Source organism: Rhodopseudomonas parapalustris, assembly GCF_053772255.1.
Genome location: NZ_JAMKBZ010000039.1, coordinates 1 through 16,503 on the forward strand (window position 1 = coordinate 1; position 16,503 = coordinate 16,503).

At 64.7% G+C, this 16,503-nt stretch carries 15 protein-coding genes and 1 riboswitch; of the genes, 4 read left to right on the forward strand and 11 right to left on the reverse strand.

The genetic code is table 11. The annotated features are described in order from the left end of the window. Window positions 1–191: 191 nt before the first annotated feature. The 4 genes from M9H71_RS22955 to M9H71_RS22970 all read right to left on the reverse strand — a co-directional run bounded on the left by M9H71_RS22955 (window position 192) and on the right by M9H71_RS22970 (window position 5,176). Window positions 192–1,415, reverse strand: a complete 1,224-nt coding sequence (locus M9H71_RS22955; RefSeq protein ID WP_455407188.1) for a substrate-binding protein — start codon at window positions 1,413–1,415, stop codon at window positions 192–194. Between the two features lie 4 nt (window positions 1,416–1,419). Next, on the reverse strand, window positions 1,420–2,277 hold the full coding sequence (locus M9H71_RS22960) for a branched-chain amino acid ABC transporter permease (protein ID WP_114358697.1): 858 nt from the start codon (window positions 2,275–2,277) through the stop codon (window positions 1,420–1,422). Window positions 2,278–2,311: 34 nt separating this feature from the next. After that, window positions 2,312–3,826: an amidase gene (locus tag M9H71_RS22965; protein ID WP_455407189.1), complete on the reverse strand. Its 1,515-nt coding sequence runs from the start codon at window positions 3,824–3,826 to the stop codon at window positions 2,312–2,314. A gap of 165 nt (window positions 3,827–3,991) precedes the next feature. Continuing rightward, on the reverse strand, window positions 3,992–5,176 hold the full coding sequence (locus tag M9H71_RS22970; RefSeq protein ID WP_455407190.1) for a substrate-binding domain-containing protein: 1,185 nt from the start codon (window positions 5,174–5,176) through the stop codon (window positions 3,992–3,994). Between the two features lie 158 nt (window positions 5,177–5,334). On the opposite strand from M9H71_RS22970, the gene M9H71_RS22975 reads away from it, so the two are divergent. Then, window positions 5,335–5,778 carry a MarR family winged helix-turn-helix transcriptional regulator gene (locus tag M9H71_RS22975; protein WP_455407191.1) on the forward strand — a complete coding sequence of 148 codons (444 nt, stop codon included), beginning with the start codon at window positions 5,335–5,337 and terminating at the stop codon, window positions 5,776–5,778. A 165-nt stretch (window positions 5,779–5,943) separates the two neighbouring features. Continuing rightward, window positions 5,944–7,089: an acyl-CoA dehydrogenase family protein gene (locus tag M9H71_RS22980; RefSeq protein ID WP_455407192.1), complete on the forward strand. Its 1,146-nt coding sequence runs from the start codon at window positions 5,944–5,946 to the stop codon at window positions 7,087–7,089. Window positions 7,090–7,150: 61 nt separating this feature from the next. Here M9H71_RS22980 and M9H71_RS22985 read toward each other — a convergent pair whose 3' ends face one another. Beyond that, window positions 7,151–7,486 carry a cysteine-rich small domain-containing protein gene (locus M9H71_RS22985; RefSeq protein WP_455407193.1) on the reverse strand — a complete coding sequence of 112 codons (336 nt, stop codon included), beginning with the start codon at window positions 7,484–7,486 and terminating at the stop codon, window positions 7,151–7,153. A 193-nt stretch (window positions 7,487–7,679) separates the two neighbouring features. Then, a riboswitch (cobalamin riboswitch) is annotated at window positions 7,680–7,878 on the reverse strand. 57 nt (window positions 7,879–7,935) lie between these two features. Then, window positions 7,936–8,508: a histidine phosphatase family protein gene (locus M9H71_RS22990; protein ID WP_455407194.1), complete on the reverse strand. Its 573-nt coding sequence runs from the start codon at window positions 8,506–8,508 to the stop codon at window positions 7,936–7,938. A gap of 185 nt (window positions 8,509–8,693) precedes the next feature. Here M9H71_RS22990 and M9H71_RS22995 point away from each other — a divergent pair, with 185 nt between their 5' ends. Then, window positions 8,694–9,425: a Crp/Fnr family transcriptional regulator gene (locus M9H71_RS22995; RefSeq protein WP_455407195.1), complete on the forward strand. Its 732-nt coding sequence runs from the start codon at window positions 8,694–8,696 to the stop codon at window positions 9,423–9,425. A 12-nt stretch (window positions 9,426–9,437) separates the two neighbouring features. Here the strand turns inward: M9H71_RS22995 and M9H71_RS23000 are convergent, their stop codons facing one another. Further along, a complete protein-coding gene (locus M9H71_RS23000) occupies window positions 9,438–10,178 on the reverse strand; it encodes a Crp/Fnr family transcriptional regulator (RefSeq protein ID WP_455407196.1) in 741 nt (246 codons plus the stop codon). Window positions 10,179–10,437: 259 nt separating this feature from the next. On the opposite strand from M9H71_RS23000, the gene M9H71_RS23005 reads away from it, so the two are divergent. Continuing rightward, window positions 10,438–12,975: an HWE histidine kinase domain-containing protein gene (locus M9H71_RS23005; RefSeq protein WP_455407197.1), complete on the forward strand. Its 2,538-nt coding sequence runs from the start codon at window positions 10,438–10,440 to the stop codon at window positions 12,973–12,975. Window positions 12,976–12,996: 21 nt separating this feature from the next. Here the strand turns inward: M9H71_RS23005 and M9H71_RS23010 are convergent, their stop codons facing one another. Genes M9H71_RS23010 through M9H71_RS23025 form a run of 4 tightly spaced genes read right to left on the reverse strand, consistent with a single transcriptional unit; the run spans window position 12,997 to window position 16,319 of the window. Next, a complete protein-coding gene (locus M9H71_RS23010; RefSeq protein ID WP_455407198.1) occupies window positions 12,997–13,710 on the reverse strand; it encodes an ABC transporter ATP-binding protein in 714 nt (237 codons plus the stop codon). Beyond that, on the reverse strand, window positions 13,691–14,455 hold the full coding sequence (locus M9H71_RS23015; protein ID WP_455407199.1) for an ABC transporter ATP-binding protein: 765 nt from the start codon (window positions 14,453–14,455) through the stop codon (window positions 13,691–13,693). The genes M9H71_RS23010 and M9H71_RS23015 overlap by 20 nt, the downstream gene beginning before the upstream one ends. Further along, the gene (locus M9H71_RS23020) at window positions 14,452–15,450 is read right to left on the reverse strand and encodes a branched-chain amino acid ABC transporter permease (RefSeq protein ID WP_455407200.1); all 999 of its coding nucleotides are present in this window, start codon (window positions 15,448–15,450) and stop codon (window positions 14,452–14,454) included. The genes M9H71_RS23015 and M9H71_RS23020 overlap by 4 nt, the downstream gene beginning before the upstream one ends. 2 nt (window positions 15,451–15,452) lie before the next feature. Continuing rightward, window positions 15,453–16,319 (reverse strand): branched-chain amino acid ABC transporter permease, encoded by an 867-nt coding sequence (locus M9H71_RS23025; RefSeq protein WP_455407201.1) that lies wholly within the window; start codon window positions 16,317–16,319, stop codon window positions 15,453–15,455. Between the last annotated feature and the right edge of the window lie 184 nt (window positions 16,320–16,503).

Sequence of the window (16,503 nt, forward strand, 5' to 3'; positions counted from 1 at the left end):
AGAGGGCTGGGGTGAGGGGGCGCCTCCGCGAATCGCAGACGCTCGGTGATGCGGAGACGCCCCCTCACCCGACCGGCCGCGCTTCGCGACGCCGGTCGACCTCTCCGCGGACGCGGGGAGAGGTGAAGTCCGCGCGAGCCGACGCGGCGCAGCATGTGAAGGTCTGCCAGGGCAAGACGTTGGCGACCGCATCAGCATTCCTTCGGGTCGACCAGACCCTTGCTGCGTTCGACGATCTCGTAGCTGCCGTTCTTGGCGACGGCGGTGTACATGTTCATCTTGCAGTGGCGCTTGCCCGGCACCATTTCGGCGGGGCCGCCCGGACCGTCGGCGATCTTGGCGTGATCGAGCGCCGCGGCGACGCCGTCGCGATCGATCTTGCCGGCTTCCTTCACCGCAGCTTCCCACAGCTTCAGGCCGCGATAGGTGCCGGTGGCGGCGCTGCCGGCGGCGAACAGGAATGTGCCAGGGAATTCCTTGTCGTACTCGGCCTGGATCTTGGCGCTGGCCGGATCGTCCTTGGCGACCGCCTTGAAGTAATCGAGGCAGCTCGCCAACCCTTCGATCTCGTTCGGCTGGTTAATGCCGAGCGTGTTCTCGTCGTAATACACGCATGACAGACGGCCGCCGTTCTTGAGGAAGCCCGCCTCATAGAGCTGCTTGAAGAACGGACCGACGCCGGGCGGGATCACGGTATTGAACACCACATCGACCTTGTTGGAGATGATGCGGTTGACCGTCGAGGAAAAGTCGATCTGATCCAGCGGGTAATACTCTTCGAGCACCACCTCGCCGCCGTTGGCTTCGATCACCTTGCGGGCATAGACGTTGAGGGTGTGGGGCCAGACGTAGTTCGCGCTCGGCAGAGCGAACTTCTTGCCGCCGTTCTTGATCAGCCACGGAATGAACTCGTCGCATTGCTGCGCCGGCGTCGGGCCGGTGCAGAACAGATACGGCGTGCATTCCTTGCCCTCGTAGAGCTGAGGATAGATGTACAGCGTCTTGCCGCGAGCGACGATGACGTCCTTGATGGCATTGCGCATCGACGAGGTGACGCCGCCGAGCACGACATCGACCTTGTCGCGCTGGATCAGCTTACGGACGTTGCCGACCGCGACCGCCTCGTTCGAGGCGGTATCCTCGATATGCAGCTCCAGCGGCCGGCCGAGCAGACCTCCGGCATCGTTGATCTGCTTCACCACCATCTTGGCGACGTTGGCGTCGGCGTTGCCGGCGTAACCGATCGGACCCGTAAGATCGGTGGCGATGCCAACCTTGATCGGGCCGGCGGCGGCATTGGCCCACCCCGCCGGGACCACCCAGCTTCCGACACCGGTGGCGATCGCGGTGCTGGCGAAGGCGAAGTTGGAGAGGAAGCGGCGACGGTTGAGCTGAAAGTCTGAGTCGCTGGACATCAGGTTAGATCCCTTTTCCCGAGACGAGGCCCTGCGGCCGGAATTTGATGAAAATGATGGCGAGCACGAAGACGAGGACGTCGGCGATCACCGGCTGGATCACCCAGGGCAGCGCCGCCGACAGCGTGCCGATGATGCCGGCACCGGCGACCGGACCAGCGAACGAGCCGACGCCGCCGACCATCACCGCGATGAAGCCCTGAATCAGGAAGCGCAGGCCGAGATCGGCGAACAGCGAGAACACCGGCACGATCAGCGCGCCGGCGAGTCCGGCGAGCGCCGCACCGAACGCGAAGGTGGCACCGTAGATCGCGTTGGTGGAGATGCCGGAGGCCCGCGCCAGCGCCGGATTTTCCAGCGACGCCCGCACCCGCAGCCCGAACGAGGTTCGCGACAGCAGCAGATAGCTGCCGATCATCACCAGCGCGGTGACCACGATGATCACCAGCCGCCAAGTCGACAGATGGACGTCGCCGACGGTGATCGAACCGCCGATCGGCTCCGGCACGGAGATATAGAGGCCGCCGATCAGACCGCGGACGATCTCGCGGATGATCAGACCGAGCGCATAGGTGCCGAGCATCGCCACGATCGGTGCGGCGTAGAACCGCCGCACGATCAGGCGTTCGAGCACCAGGCCGAACGCACCGACCAGGAACGGTGCCGCGACCATACCGGTCCACACCGGCAGGCCGGCGGTGTGGGCCAGATAGGTGATGTAGGCGCCGAGCAAGACGAACTCGCCCTGCGCGAAGTTGAAGATGCCCATCATGCTGGCGATGATCCCGAGCCCCAGAACCACCAGCACCACGATGGAGCCGAAGCTCAGGATCTCGAACAGGGCAGCGAACAGGTTTTCCATTCGGCGTTACCGGCTGATGGACATCACGCGCGGGCTACATCGTCTTCCAGTCGCCGGACTGCTCGAAGGCGTGGGCCGCTCGATAGATCGTCGGCTCGTCGAAATGCTTGCCGACCAGCATCAAGCCGACCGGCAACCCGTCGACCATGCCGCAGGGGATCGACATCGCCGGGTGATGGGTGATGTCGAACGGCGCGGTGTTGGAGATCATCTCGAAGGCACGACCGATCACTTCCTCGCGCGGCGCGTTCGGCGCCGGCAGCGGCGTCGCTTTCATCGGCGTGGTCGGCATCAGCAGCAAATCGAAATTCGCCAACGCGTGGTCGTAGGCCGCCGTGATCCGGCGGGAGATGTTGACCGCCTTGCCGTAATAGCGCGGCCCGAAGGTGTTGTTGATGTAGGTGCCGAGCAGCAGCATCATCTTGGTAGTTTCGGACAGCGAATCCGCCTGATCGCGCCAGCCGCGATGCGCCTTCATCAGCGTCGTGGAATACAGATCCGGGCGGCTGAGGCCGTAGCCGTCGCCGAACATCATGGTCTGGGTCATGCCTTCGGTGCCGATCGGCATCCACACGGCGCCGGCGAGATTGTGCGCCGGGATCGAGATTTCCTCGACGGTGGCACCGAGGCTGGCGAGCCGCTTGGCGGCTTCGCGGACACTGTCGTTGACGGCCGCTTCGGCGCCTGCCTGCTCGAAGCCTTCGCGGACGATGCCGATCTTCATGCCCTTGACGCCCTGGCCGAGCGCCTTGGTGTACTCGTGGACCTCGGGAGCGCGGATGCGCGGATCGTAACCGTCGTCGCCTGCGATGACTTCGAGCAGCAGCGCGTTGTCCTCGACGTTCGCAGTCATCGGCCCGGTGTGATCGACATAAATCTCGATCGGCATGATGCCGGTGTAGGGAACGAGGCCCCAGGTCGGCTTCATGCCGTAGGTGCCGCTGAACGACGACGGCATGCGGATCGAGCCGCCTTGGTCGCCGCCCATCGCCATATCGGCTTCGCCGAGCGCAACCACCACGGCGCTCCCCGAAGACGAGCCGCCGGCCGAGTAGCCCATCTTGTGCGGATTATGCACCGGACCATTGGAGCCGGTGTGGCTGCCGCCGGACATGCAGAAATGCTCACAATGCGTTTTGCCGAGAATCTCGCCGCCGGCATCGAGAATGCGGGTGACGACAGTGGCGTCGAAGTCCGGCACGTAGCCTTCGAGGGTCGAAGAGCCGTTCATCATCGGCACGCCGGCCAGCATGATGTTGTCCTTCAGCGCGACGGTCTTGCCCTTCAGCCTGCCCGACGACGCGCCCTTCACGCTCGACTTGCGATACCAGGCATTGCGCGGATTCTCCTCCGCGCCCGGCGTATAGCCCGGCGTGCGCGGATACTTCACCAGCGGCACTTCGTCGGGCAGCGCCGCAACCACGTTGTAAGCGTCGATCGAAGGCTGCATCAGTCCGCGGAACGAAACGATGTCCTCGTCGGTGAGTGACAGGCCGCACTGATCGGCGACTTCGAGAAGCTGCGTGGGTGTGGGAAGCGAGACGGCCAAGTTCATTCTCCTGCGCGTAGGCGGATCGGCAATGGCGACCCGGGGAGGGACACCGGCGGCGGCTCAGCAGAAGCGCCGCCGCATCATTGCGATACTACACAGGGAAATATTTTCCTTTTCAAGTATTATTTTGAAGCTCATCGATGCTGACGAGGTCAGCGCGGTTCAGAACGTGCGGAGCAATTTGAAATCCAGGCCGTCGGCTTCAGCGAGGTGCATCGTCATCCTTGCACGGCCGTCGCGGATCGTCACCTCGCCGCGCCCGCCCTGATACACCACGTTTCGTGCCGCCTGCAGCAAAGGGCGAGCCGCCAGCGTCTGCGCCTTTTCGGCGATCGTCGCCAGAAACCGCAGCCCTTCGTAGTTCGACTGCCCGACCGAGCCGATCGGCGGCGCGGTCGGGCCGAACATCCGCCGATAGGAGTCGCGGAACGCATCGTTGGCGGCGCAATCGTAGCAGCCGAAATAGCCCGAGGCGCAGAACAGATTCTCGGTGTTATCGGCGCCGATCCCGAGCAGCACCGTCTCGTCCATCGCACCGGCGAGACGCAGGATGTGCCGAGAAAGTCCCGCTTCGGCGAAGGCGCGATTAAAGGTGACGCTGTCGTTTCCGATCAGCGAGATCAGCACCGCATCGGGGCGGGCGGCGCGGATACGGTCGAGATGACGCTCGTGGTCGTCCTCGCCGAGCGGCACGAATTCCTCGCCGACAACCTGGCCACCGGCGTCCTTGATGTATTTCTTCACCGCCCGGTGCGACAGCCAAGGCCAGACGTAGTCGCTGCCGATCAGATACCAGCGCTGCGCCTTCTTTTCCCGCGCCAGCCAGTCAATCGCCGGCCGGCTCTGCCAGCGCGGCGTCTCTCCGATCGCCATCACGCCGGGCGCGCGTTCACCGCCCTCATAGACCGGGGTGTAGATGTACGGCACCCGGCCGCGGATCGCGTTGCGCAGCGCGACCCGCACCGCGCTGATGTGCGACCCCATCACGATATCGATGTCCTCACACGCGACCGACTGCGAGACGCGCTCGACCACGTCCTCGATCGCGCCACCGGCATCGCAGAACACCAGTTCGATCTCGCGGCCGAGAATGCCGCCGCGCTTGTTGATCTCGGCGGCGGCGAGCAGCGCCGCATTGGTCGACGCCGGCCCCCACAATCCTGGGGAGCCCTGGAAGGTGACGAAATTGGCGACGCGAAGCTTGTTGCGTGCACGCCGTGCGGCGGCGCCGTCGCCGTCCCCCGGTCCTTCGACCCACCGCGCATCGCCGAGCGTGCCGCGGTCGAGCAAGCCGAGCAGCGGCATTCCAGAGACACCAGTATGTCCGAGATCGACAGCCGAAAGCACGCCCTCTCCTGCTTGGTGCGGGTGGCCCCGCCGAAATCCCCTCCCCGGGTACGTCGATTGATGCTATTCGAAAATATTGAATCTTCAAGGATTGCTGTGCATATAGATGCAGCAAACTGCGCATCCGATTCACTCAAAGCGAACGATAAAGTCTCATCTTGGCCAAATCGCCCGACCGCAATCCACCGATCACGGAGCACCTCGCCTATCTGCTGGCGCAGGCCAACCGGGAGATCAACCGCCAGCTCGAAGCGCGGCTGCGCGGCGAAGGGGTGCCGGTGGAGCAGTGGCGGATTCTGAAGGTCCTGTCGGACGGCAAGGGACACTCGATGGGCGAGCTCGCCGAGGCGGTGCTGCTCAATCACCCGACCCTCACCAAGATGATCGACCGGATGGTGTCGGACGCGCTGGTTTATCGGGTCCAAGATCCGGAGGATCGCCGCAAGGTGCTGATGTACAGCTCCGATCGTGGCAAGGCACTGACCCAGCGGCTCAACGCGCTGGCGCTGAGCCAGGAAGCGCACATCGCGGAAAATTACGGCGACAAGGCCACCGCCGAGTTGAAGCGGCTGCTTGAAAGCCTGATCGACAGCGCGACCTGAGCGCATCTTCCCGTATGGCGCGCAGTGCGCGTGCGAACACCACCCCGGTCTGCAGCAACACGCCGCAAGATGCGGCGGGCGCACGGTCTATTCTGCACAATCGAACTGGCCTAGATCAGCGGGTGATGTGCCGCGGCAAGCGGCCGCCCATTCGAGTGAGGAAACATGCAGTACCGTTCGCCCTGGATGACCGAAGAGCTGGATACGTTCCGCGACCAGTTTCGTAAATTCCTCGCCAAGGACTTGGCGCCGCACAGCGACAAATGGCGCAAGCAGAAGATGGTCGACCGCTCGGCCTGGCTGAAGCTCGGCGAAATGGGCGCGCTGCTGCCGAGCGTTCCGGAGCAATACGGCGGCCTCGGCGCGAGCTTCGCCTACGACGCCGCGGTCTACGAGGATATGGAGCAGATCGTCCCGGACGCGCTGTCCGGCGTCACCGTATCCAGCGGCATCGTCGCGCACTACATTCTGAACTACGGTTCCGAAGCGCAAAAGCAGCGCTGGCTGCCGGGCATGGCGCGCGGCGAGCTGATCGGCGCGATCGCGATGACCGAACCCGGCACCGGTTCGGACCTGCAGAGTGTGCGTACCACCGCCAAGCTCGACGGCGACCACTACGTCATCAACGGCCAGAAGACCTTCATCACCAACGGCCAGAACTGCGACCTGATCATCGTGGTGGCCCGCACCGGCGGCGCCGGCGCCAAGGGGCTGTCGCTGATCGTGCTGGAGACCAAGGACAACCACGGCTTCAAGCGCGGCCGCAACCTCGACAAGATCGGCCTGCACGCCTCCGACACCTCCGAGCTGTTCTTCGAGAACGCCCGTACGCCGAAGGAGAACCTGCTCGGCGGCGAAGAGGGCAAGGGCTTCGTGCAACTGATGCAGCAACTGCCGCAGGAGCGGCTGATCATCGCGATCGGCGCCGTGGCGGCGATGGAGCGCGCCGTCGCACTGACCTCGGACTACACCAAGGAACGCCAAGCATTCGGCCAGCCGATCATCGAATTCCAGAACACCGCGTTCACGCTCGCTGAGCGCAAGACCGAAGCCTTCATCGCAAGGGTGTTCGTCGACTTCTGTCTGGTGCAGCTCATCGCCGGCAATCTCGACGCCGTCACCGCCTCGATGGCGAAATGGTGGACCACCCAGAAGCAGGTCGAGACCGTCGACGAATGCCTGCAGCTTCACGGCGGCTACGGCTACATGCAGGAATACCCGATCGGCCGGATGTTCATCGATTCGCGTATCCAGAAGATCTACGGCGGCACCAACGAGGTGATGAAGCTGCTGATCGCACGATCGCTGTAAGCGCCCGTAAGGGCGCCTCCGACGCGGCTCCACGAGAGCCTTGCGGAGGCGCCCGCGACGGTCACTCGCCGCTGTCCGAGACTTCGCGCTTGAGCCGACGCGGATCCTGCGGCTGGCCGTCCCAGGGCACCGGGCGCTCCAGCCATCGCTGGATGAAATTCCACGACCGCCGATAGCCGTTGTGCGGCAGGGTGCAGTCCGAGCAATCCTTGCGCGTCAGTCCGTTGCGATCGACGAACGTCTTGTAGGGCCCGGGACACTGGTACGCGCTGAGCGGGCAGTAGCAGAACAGGCAATTGAACTCGCGCTCGACGCCGCGATGACACGGCAGAAACGGGCACGCTTGATTGGTGAAGCCCTTGAAAGCTTCGTTAGTGGTCGTGTCTTTCGGCTCCATGACCGCTCCCTCTCGCCGCAGCACGGGACCGCGAACTCGCGGTCGCAGCGACGCTGTGGCTGGTTCTGATTGGGTGATGGCGCAAAGCGGCGGCAGTCGTCGAACGACGCTGCAAACCACCGCTGGCGCGCGGCTTCGCCTGCTAAGAAAATTCGGTCATCGCTGCTCCGCTCTCGACCCGCCGTCGATCGGTTAGATAGGTCCGTCTTCGGCCGGTCTCCTGGCTCGCGGATATCGCTTGGATCGCCTTCCCGACGCCGATGACGCCAGTGGCCTGATGATCCAGGCAGATCCGCTTACAGTTGCGGGGGCAGCTACGGAGTTGGTGAAAACACCTCACCGTATTCCCAGTTTCACCTCGCACGCGAGGCACCGAAGACGGCAAAACCAGAGCATGCGGCAGGTTCGCGCGCAAGCAAAAATGGCCAAGCCGCGGGACGGGCCAGAACCTAGCCGGGGATGCGATTGACGCACACGATACGCCAGCCGGCGCCAATCCGGTCGATCCGGGTTAGCGACAGCGGATCGACCACAAAGCTCAGCGCCGCGTCCGGCGAGCTATCGAGTGCAATCGCCAGCGCCGCCCGGATCGTGCCGGAATGGACCACCAGGACGACGTCCCCGCCGGGCAGGCGCGTCAGGCCGCGCTGCACGCGCTCGATCTGATCGACAAAACTCTCGCCGCCAGGTGGCGCCAGCCGCGCGGCATCCAGCCAGAACGCGTCGTAGGCGGGGCCGAGTTCGCGCGCCAGATCGTCGTGGCGACGCCCGGTCCAGGTCCCGAAATCCTGCTCGCGGAAATCCGGCTCCAGCAGCGGCTGAAAGCCGAGCGCCTCCGCGGTCTCGCGGGTGCGCCGGCTCGGGCTGGCCACGACCACGGCCTCCGCCGGCAGCGCCTCGCGCAGCCAATCCAGCCGCACCGTATGGCCGAGATCGACCGGAGCATCGGGCGCGTGAATCACGCCTTTCGGGCCGTCCACCGGCGCATGCCGGACCAGCCACAGCCGACCGAGGTCAGTCATCGAAATTCCTCGCGAAGCAGCGGACGACATGCCGCAACGATCGTCCCGATACGACAGAGCATGCCCGAGCCCCGGTCCGCAAGAAGCTGCGCCCGGTCTACGCCCGCCGCGAATTGCAACTTGTTCCGCCATGCAGCGTTAAGACGCATCCCGTATCAGATGATACGCCCCAAAGAGGAAGCCCGATGAAGGACGTCCACCGCGTCTTGATCGATAAGTTGCGGGAGCATTCCCGCCTGTCCGCCGAGGATCTGACCGCGATTCGGAACCTCAGCTACAGCTTGCGCCACCTCGATAGCACCGAAGACCTCGTCCAGCAGGGCGAATCGCCGAAAGGCGCTGCGCTGGTCGTCGACGGAATGGTCGGCCGGTATCATTTGCAGCACAACGGCCGTCGTCAATTTCTGTCGTTTCACATGGTCGGCGATCTGCCCGACTCGCAGGGGATGTTTCTCGAACGAATGGATCATTCGATCTGCGCGATCGGACCGGCGACCGCCGCCACAATCCCGCATCGGGAGATCCTGCGGATGTTCGAGACTCGTCCCGGCCTCGGCACGGCGATCTGGCGCGAGACTCTGGTCGACGCGGCGATCTTCCGCGAAGCGATCACCAACAACAGCGCGCGGACGATGCGAGCCCGGATGGCGCACTTGTTCTGCGAGCTGTTCTACCGCGCAGAGGTGTCGAAGCTCACCGACGGCAATTCGATGCAGCTACCGATCAGCCTGTCCCAGCTCGGCGATACGCTCGGGATGGCGATCGCGACGGTCAACCGGACGATCTCGACGCTGCGCGCCTCCAAGACGATGGACTTCCGTCACGGCGTTCTGACCATCCGCAACTGGCAGGGGGTGGCGAAGATCGGCGAGTTCGATCCCGGCTATCTGCATCTCAAGCGCCCGCCGCCCCGCTGAAGCTCTTTCGAGCTATGCTGCGGCGTCGTCCGGTTCGGGGTAGACGCCGCGCAGCACGACGTCGAAATGATCCTTCACCGCCGAGTTGCAGCGGCAGGCACGCAACCGCAACTTGTCCGCGTCGTCGACGATCAGTGCGCCTCGCCGAGTGGTGAGAATTCCCTCCTGACGAAACGCTTGCAGCACGCGGCTGGTGTAGCTGCGCCCGACCCCCAACATCGCCGCGAGCTGCTCGTGGGTGAGCGGCACCACGCTGTCGCCGGTCCGGTCCATCGCCGCGGCGATCCACTTCGCGGTTCGCTGTTCGATCGAATGGATCGCGTTGCATGCCGTCGATTGAAACATCTGGGCCATCAGACAATCGGCGTAACGCGCGAACAGGTTCTTGAAGCTCGGCGAACGATCCTTGGCGGACTGAATGTTGACGATCGGCAGCCGGACGAACGGACCGTCGAACTTGACCACGATCAGGCAATAGGCCGGCAGAAATCCCGAGCTGACGATGCCGCCGACCGCCCCTTCCCGCCCCACCAGGATGGTCTCGACGTTACGACCGTCGCCATCGGTGACTTCATACGAGACCAGGCTCGGGCCGCACGGAAAGTAAGCACTGCCGACATGGTCGCCCGGCCGGTAAAGCAGCTCTTCCGCGACCTTGGTCTCGCATCTCACATGTGGACGGATCAGCTCGTAATCGTGCGAGTTCAAAGCTCGCAACAAATTGTTATTGGGTCGCTCCGAAGAATGCAGCATCGACAGTTCCTGTGTCCACTAGTGAACGGAACAGTCAATGCAAGTTCGTTAAGTTGGTTCCAGCGTCCCAGCGAGCCACCCGATGATGCGTGTCTCCGGCCCAGGCCAGACGGACGGCTGCCTCCCGTTCACCGCATAGGCATCTATTTGGCTCTCGGCGCTCCACCCCCCTCGACAAACACGCCTTTTTGCCCTCTCGCAGCGGCGGATCGCGCGTGGACGCACGGTTGCGACACCGGGACTCAAAGCGGACTCCACCATGTCGAATGAAGTGGACCTCACGTCCTGCGATCGCGAGCCGATCCACATTCCTGGAAGAATTCAACCGCACGGCTGCCTGCTCGCGTGCGACGCGCAGGCCGTCCGCATCACCCGGACGTCACAGAACGCTGGGGCCGTGCTGGGCCGCGAGACGCCGCGCGCCGATGAACCGCTCGCCGGCTACTTCGACGAGTCCGACGCGCACGCCCTGCGCAACGCCCTGGCGCAAGCGACCGACCCCAAACGCCCCGCCTTGATCTTCGGCTGGCGCGACAGCGCGACCGGCCGCACCTTCGACGTGTCGCTGCACCGGCACGACGGCACGTCGATCATCGAGTTCGAACCGGCGGCGGCCGACGAAGCGGACAACCCGCTACGGTTGACCCGGCAGATCATCGCACGCACCAAAGAGTTGAAGTCGCTCGACGAGATGGCGGCACGAGTCCCACGCTATCTGCAGGCGATGCTCGGCTACCATCGCGTGATGATCTACCGGTTTGCAGCCGACGGCTCCGGAAAGGTGATCGGCGAGGCCAAGCGGAGCGACCTCGAGAGCTTTCTCGGTCAGCACTTCCCCGCGTCCGACATTCCGCAGCAGGCGCGTCAGCTCTACTTGAAGAACGCGATCCGGGTCATTTCGGATTCCTGCGACAGCAGCAGTCCGATCGTGCCGGAGCGCGACGCCTCCGGTGCTGCGCTCGATCTATCGTATGCGCACCTGCGCAGCGTGTCCCCGATTCATCTCGAATATCTACGCAACATGGGCGTCAAAGCCTCGATGTCGCTGTCAATCATCATTGACGGCGCGCTGTGGGGATTGATCGCCTGCCATCACTACGAACCACGCAGGGTGCCGATGGCACAGCGTGTCGCCGCCGAGATGTTCGCGGACTTCTTCTCGTTGCACTTCACCGCGGTCCATCATCAACGCCGATTTCAGACATCGCTTCGCACGCGGCGGACGCTCGATGGGCTGATGGGCGGCATGTCGTTCGATGCGTCCGTCGATGATTTCCTGCGCGACAACCTCGAGCGGATGTCCCAACTGATCCCCTGCGACGGCGTCGGACTCTGGATGAACGGCGTCTGGACCGCGCGCGGCTCGACTCCGCCACCGGCCGCGCTCCCGGCCATCCTGCAATTCCTCGCGGACCGCGACAGCAGCGATATCATCGCCACGCACGCGCTGTCGGATCGCATCGTCGCAGCGTCGGACTACGCCGGGGCCGCCGCCGGGATGCTGGCGATCCCGCTCTCGCAAACTGCGCGCGACTACCTGCTGTTCTTCCGTAAAGAACAGGTGCAGACGCTGAACTGGGCAGGCGATCCGAACAAGACTTACGACACCGGCCCGCGTGGCGATCGACTCACTCCGCGCAAAAGCTTCGCGATCTGGAAAGAACAGGTCGACCGACAATCGCTCCCCTGGAACAGCGACGATCGCGACAACGCCGCGACGGTCCAGGTCGGGCTGCGGGAGGTGCTGCTGCGCCAAAGCGAGGTGCTCTCGGCCGAGCGCAAGAAGGCCGAGGTACGCCAGCGCGTGTTGAACGAGGAATTGAACCACCGCGTCAAGAACATCCTGGCGCTCATCAAGTCGCTGGTGAATCAGCCGGCCGACGACGGCCGCTCGCTGGAGGAATTCGCTGCCGCGTTGCGCGGTCGGATCATGGCGCTGTCGTTCGCGCACGATCAGGTGGTGCGCTCCGACGGCGGCGGCGCGCTGCAGGATCTGATCCGGGCCGAGTTGTCGCCCTACCCGGCAGAACAGATCACCCTCGACGGCCCCGACATCGGCCTCGATCCGCGCGCCTATTCGGTTCTGGCCCTGGTGCTGCACGAGCTGGCGACCAACGCGGCGAAGTACGGCGGGCTGTCACGCTCCTCGGGTCGGCTGAGGGTCGCCTGGACGGTGCTCGACGACGGACGCTGCGAGATCGAGTGGAGCGAGAGCGACGGCCCGACGGTTCGTGCGCCGAGCCGGCAGGGCTTCGGCACGGTGTTGTTGAGCCGAAGCATCCCGTTCGATCTCGGTGGAACGAGCGAGGTCGACTATGCGCCGGACGGCCTGGTGGCCAAGCTGTGCATCCCGAGTAAATTCATCACGAAGACGGAGCGCCGCCAGTCCGCGCCGGCGACCGGAGACAGGTCGTTCGGTGCGGGAGAGCTGAACATCTCCGCGGCCTCGATCCTGCTGGTCGAAGATCAGTTGGTGATCGCTCTCGACGCCGAGGAAATGCTCGGCGCGATGGGTGCGAAATCGGTGATCTCGGTATCGTCGGTGGAGGAAGCCCTGCTGGCGATTGCCCAGACGCCGCCGACGCTGGCGATCCTCGACGTCAATCTCGGCAGCGCGAATTCGTTGCCGATTGCCGCCGAACTCACACGTCGCGGGATTCCCTTCATTTTCGCCACCGGTTACGGCGACACCGCGATGATCCCGGCCGATTTGCGCGAACTGCCGATCGTCCGCAAGCCGTATTCGATCGACTCGCTCCGGGTCGCGCTGTCGGCAGTCCTCGACGTCACCGACTGACCTGCGCGTCACCGCGCCAAATCAGCCAATGCCGACGCCGAGCAGCCGGTCCGCCAATTCGCGGTCCGCTCTGAAGTCAGCCGCCAGTCCGCGCCAGGCGATCCGACCGCGCTCGACCACCATCACCTCGTCGGCGAAATCGAGCGCGCGCTCGATCTGCTGTTCGACCAGCACCACCGTCATCTCGCCGGACTGCGCCAACTTGACGATGGTCTCCATCAACTGATCGCAGATCACCGGCGCGAGGCCTTCGAGCGGCTCGTCGAGCAGCAGCACGCTCGGCTTTCCGAGCAGCGTGCGCGCCAGCGACAGCATCTGCTGCTCGCCGCCCGAAAGCTGCATGCCGCCATGGTTGCGCCGCTCGGCGAGTCGCGGGAACATCGCGTACACGGACTCGAGCTCGGTCCGCGGCCGGCCTTTGAGACCGGTGAACAGATTCTCTTCGACAGTGAGTGAGCGGAAAATGTCGCGGGTTTGCGGCACATAGCCGAGCCCGGCCGCGGCACGGGCGAAGGTCTTAAGCCCAGTGACGTCGCGCTCGCCAAGACGCACCGAGCCGCTCTTGTGGGTAGTCAGCCCCATCAGCGTCGCCAGCAGCGTGGTCTTGCCGACGCCATTGCGGCCGAGCACCGTGAGCCGCCCGCCGGCCGGCACCGCGAAGCTGATGTCGCTCAGAATGCTCACCGAGCCGTAGCCGGCGCTGAGGCCTTCGACGTCAAGACGCGCGGCGGGCATCGGCATAGTTTCCCAGATAGGCCGCACGGACGGCGTCGTTTTCCTTCACCTCGGCGGGCGTGCCTTCGAAGATCAGCGCGCCGTTCGCCAGCACCAGAACGCGCCTCGCAAACTTGAACACCAGATCCATGTCGTGCTCGATCATCAGGATCGCGATCTCCGGCGACATCCGCCCGATCGCTTCGAGAATGCGCGGCGACTCGTCGTGCGGCACGCCGGCGGCGGGCTCGTCGAGCACCAGCACCCGCGGCTTCATGGCGAGGCCGATCGCCAGATCGAGCAGCCGCTGCTGACCGTAAGCCAGCTTGGTCACCGGCGTCGCCGCCAGATGACCGATGCCGAGCAGGCTGAGCACGCTCTGCCACTCGTCGCGCACGTCGGATCTGTCCATGACCGAAGAGAACATCCGCTTGGTCAGACCCCGGCGCTGCATCACCGCCAGCGCGACGTTCTCAGCGACCGTAAGGCTGGTGAACAGGCGCGTCACCTGGAAGGTGCGCACCAATCCGCCGCGGACGCGCTCCGGGATCGACGCGCCGGTGACGTCCTCGCCGGCCAGCAGGATGCGTCCGTCCGACGGCGCCAAATCTCCGGAGAGCTGATTGACCAGCGTGGTCTTGCCGGCGCCGTTCGGCCCGATCAGCGCGACGCGGTCGCCGCTCGACAGCGTGAACGAGACGTCGTCGGTGACACGCAGGCCGCCGAAGGATTTCGACAGGTGCTGGACTTCGAGCAAGGTGGTCATCGCGCCGCCCTCGCCTGTCTGAAATCGCCGATCCGTCGGGTCACCTCGTTGACCAGCCCCTTGGGGAAGAACAGCACCACCACGATCAGCAGCACGCCGACCAGGATCATCCAGTGGAACGGGCTGGCGGCCGAGACGTAATGATGAAACAGCTCGAACAGGATGGTGCCGATCAACGCGCCCCACAGATTGCCGGCGCCGCCGAGGATCAGCATGATCAGCGCTTCGGCCGAACGTTCGAAGCTGACGCTGTCGAGCCCGATCACACCGGTGTTGATCGCCGTCAGCGCACCACCGAGACCGGCGACGGCGCCGGCCACGCAGTACATCACCACCAGCCGCGGATATACCGACACGCCGATCATCCGCGTCCGCATCGTGTCGTCCTTGATGGCGCGGCACATCAGCGCGAACGGCGAGCGCACGAACCGCAGCAGCACGACCATGGTGATCAACAGCACGATCACCGAGAACACGTAGCCGGTGCGGCCGAACATGTCGAAATTGAAGATGCCGAACACCGGGCTCGCCGAGATGCCGGCCAGGCCGTCGCTGCCGCCGGTGATCGACGACAGCTTGTTGGCGAGCGCGGCGACGAGCTGACCGAACGCGATCGACAGCACGAGCTGGGGCAGACCGCGGAAGCGCGTCACCAGCAGGCCCGAGACCAGCCCGGTGGCCACGCCGGCAAGCGCACCGATCAGCAGCATCAGGATCGGATCGGTGACGCCGGCCAGACAGAAATTGCCGGCCGCATAGGCGCCGACGCCGAACAGCGCCGCATGGCCGAGCGTCGCGACACCGCAATAGCCGGTGACGAGATCGAGCGAGATCACCAGGAAGGCGAGCCCGATCACGCGTGTCAGGAACGCCAGATCGTCCGGATACACGAACCAGCCGATCGCGCCGAGCACAGCGATCACCACGGCGGCGATCAGATCGTTGCGGAGACCGGTCCACGCGGTCGTTGCAGCGGTGACGGACAAGGTCGCCATCTTTAGTGCGCCTTTCCGAACAGACCGTGGGGGAAGATGTAGACGATCACGATCACCGCGACATAGAAGAAGAACTCGCCGTATTCCGGCGCCAGATACTTGCCCGTCGTGTCGGCGAGGCCGAGCAGCAGCGACGCCGCCATCGCACCGGTCACAGAACCGGCGCCGCCGACCGAGACCACGACCAGGAACGTCACCATGTAGCGCAGCGCGTAGAACGGCTCGACCGGCAACAGCTCGGCGCCGACCACGCCGCCGAATGCCGCGAGCCCGACCGCGAGCGCGAAGGTCGCCGAATACACGATCTGGGTGCGGATGCCGAGCGCCTCGGCCATGTCGCCGTTGTCCACGGCAGCGCGCAGCCGCACGCCGAACTCGGTCTTCTCGATCATCAGCCACAGCGCCACCGCGGTGACGACGCCGCAGCCGATCACGAACAGCCGGTGCGCCGGGATCATCCGAAAGCCGAGATCGAACGGTCCCTTCAGCAATTCCGGCAGCGGAATCGGCTTCGAGGTCGGACCGAAGATGTAGTTCGCCACGCCGACGATGAAGAAGGTGATGCCGATCGTCAGCAGGATCTGCGTCAGTTCGTCGGAGCGACGATAGATCCGGCGATACAGCAGAAATTCGAACGGCACCGAGATGACGACCGCGCCGATGACCGCGATCAGGATCGCGATCGGGTAGGACACACCGAGCGAGGTGAGCGCGAACGAGGCAAAGTAGCCGCCGATCATCGCGAACGCGCCGTGTGCGAGATTGACCACCCGCATCAGGCCCATCATGATCGACAGACCGATCGAGATCGTGAACAGCACCATGCCGTAGGCGAGAGCGTCCGGGAGGATTCCGAGAATCGTCCGCATCACAGAGCCGCCCACGCGGACGCCACCGATCTGGTTCGATTCAATTCAGCCTTCACAACCTCACTCCCGACTCCACTGGGCGCGCTGACCGTCGAGCTCGACGCGCTTTCCTTGCGCGGATCGCGATCCGCTTCGCTGGAAACCGCTATAGTCGAGCAGAGCCCTCCGCGCCAAGTCACGAACC

Bases quoted from the DNA above. Each gene is read 5' to 3' on its own strand.
- M9H71_RS22955 (WP_455407188.1), bottom strand. From the start codon at position 1,415: ATGTCCAGCGACTCAGACTTTCAGCTCAACCGTCGCCGCTTCCTCTCC.
- M9H71_RS22960 (WP_114358697.1), bottom strand. From the start codon at position 2,277: ATGGAAAACCTGTTCGCTGCCCTGTTCGAGATCCTGAGCTTCGGCTCC.
- M9H71_RS22980 (WP_455407192.1), top strand. From the start codon at position 5,944: ATGCAGTACCGTTCGCCCTGGATGACCGAAGAGCTGGATACGTTCCGC.
- M9H71_RS22985 (WP_455407193.1), bottom strand. From the start codon at position 7,486: ATGGAGCCGAAAGACACGACCACTAACGAAGCTTTCAAGGGCTTCACC.
- M9H71_RS22990 (WP_455407194.1), bottom strand. From the start codon at position 8,508: ATGACTGACCTCGGTCGGCTGTGGCTGGTCCGGCATGCGCCGGTGGAC.
- M9H71_RS22995 (WP_455407195.1), top strand. From the start codon at position 8,694: ATGAAGGACGTCCACCGCGTCTTGATCGATAAGTTGCGGGAGCATTCC.
- M9H71_RS23000 (WP_455407196.1), bottom strand. From the start codon at position 10,178: ATGCTGCATTCTTCGGAGCGACCCAATAACAATTTGTTGCGAGCTTTG.
- M9H71_RS23005 (WP_455407197.1), top strand. From the start codon at position 10,438: ATGTCGAATGAAGTGGACCTCACGTCCTGCGATCGCGAGCCGATCCAC.
- M9H71_RS23010 (WP_455407198.1), bottom strand. From the start codon at position 13,710: ATGCCCGCCGCGCGTCTTGACGTCGAAGGCCTCAGCGCCGGCTACGGC.
- M9H71_RS23015 (WP_455407199.1), bottom strand. From the start codon at position 14,455: ATGACCACCTTGCTCGAAGTCCAGCACCTGTCGAAATCCTTCGGCGGC.
- M9H71_RS23020 (WP_455407200.1), bottom strand. From the start codon at position 15,450: ATGGCGACCTTGTCCGTCACCGCTGCAACGACCGCGTGGACCGGTCTC.
- M9H71_RS23025 (WP_455407201.1), bottom strand. From the start codon at position 16,319: ATGCGGACGATTCTCGGAATCCTCCCGGACGCTCTCGCCTACGGCATG.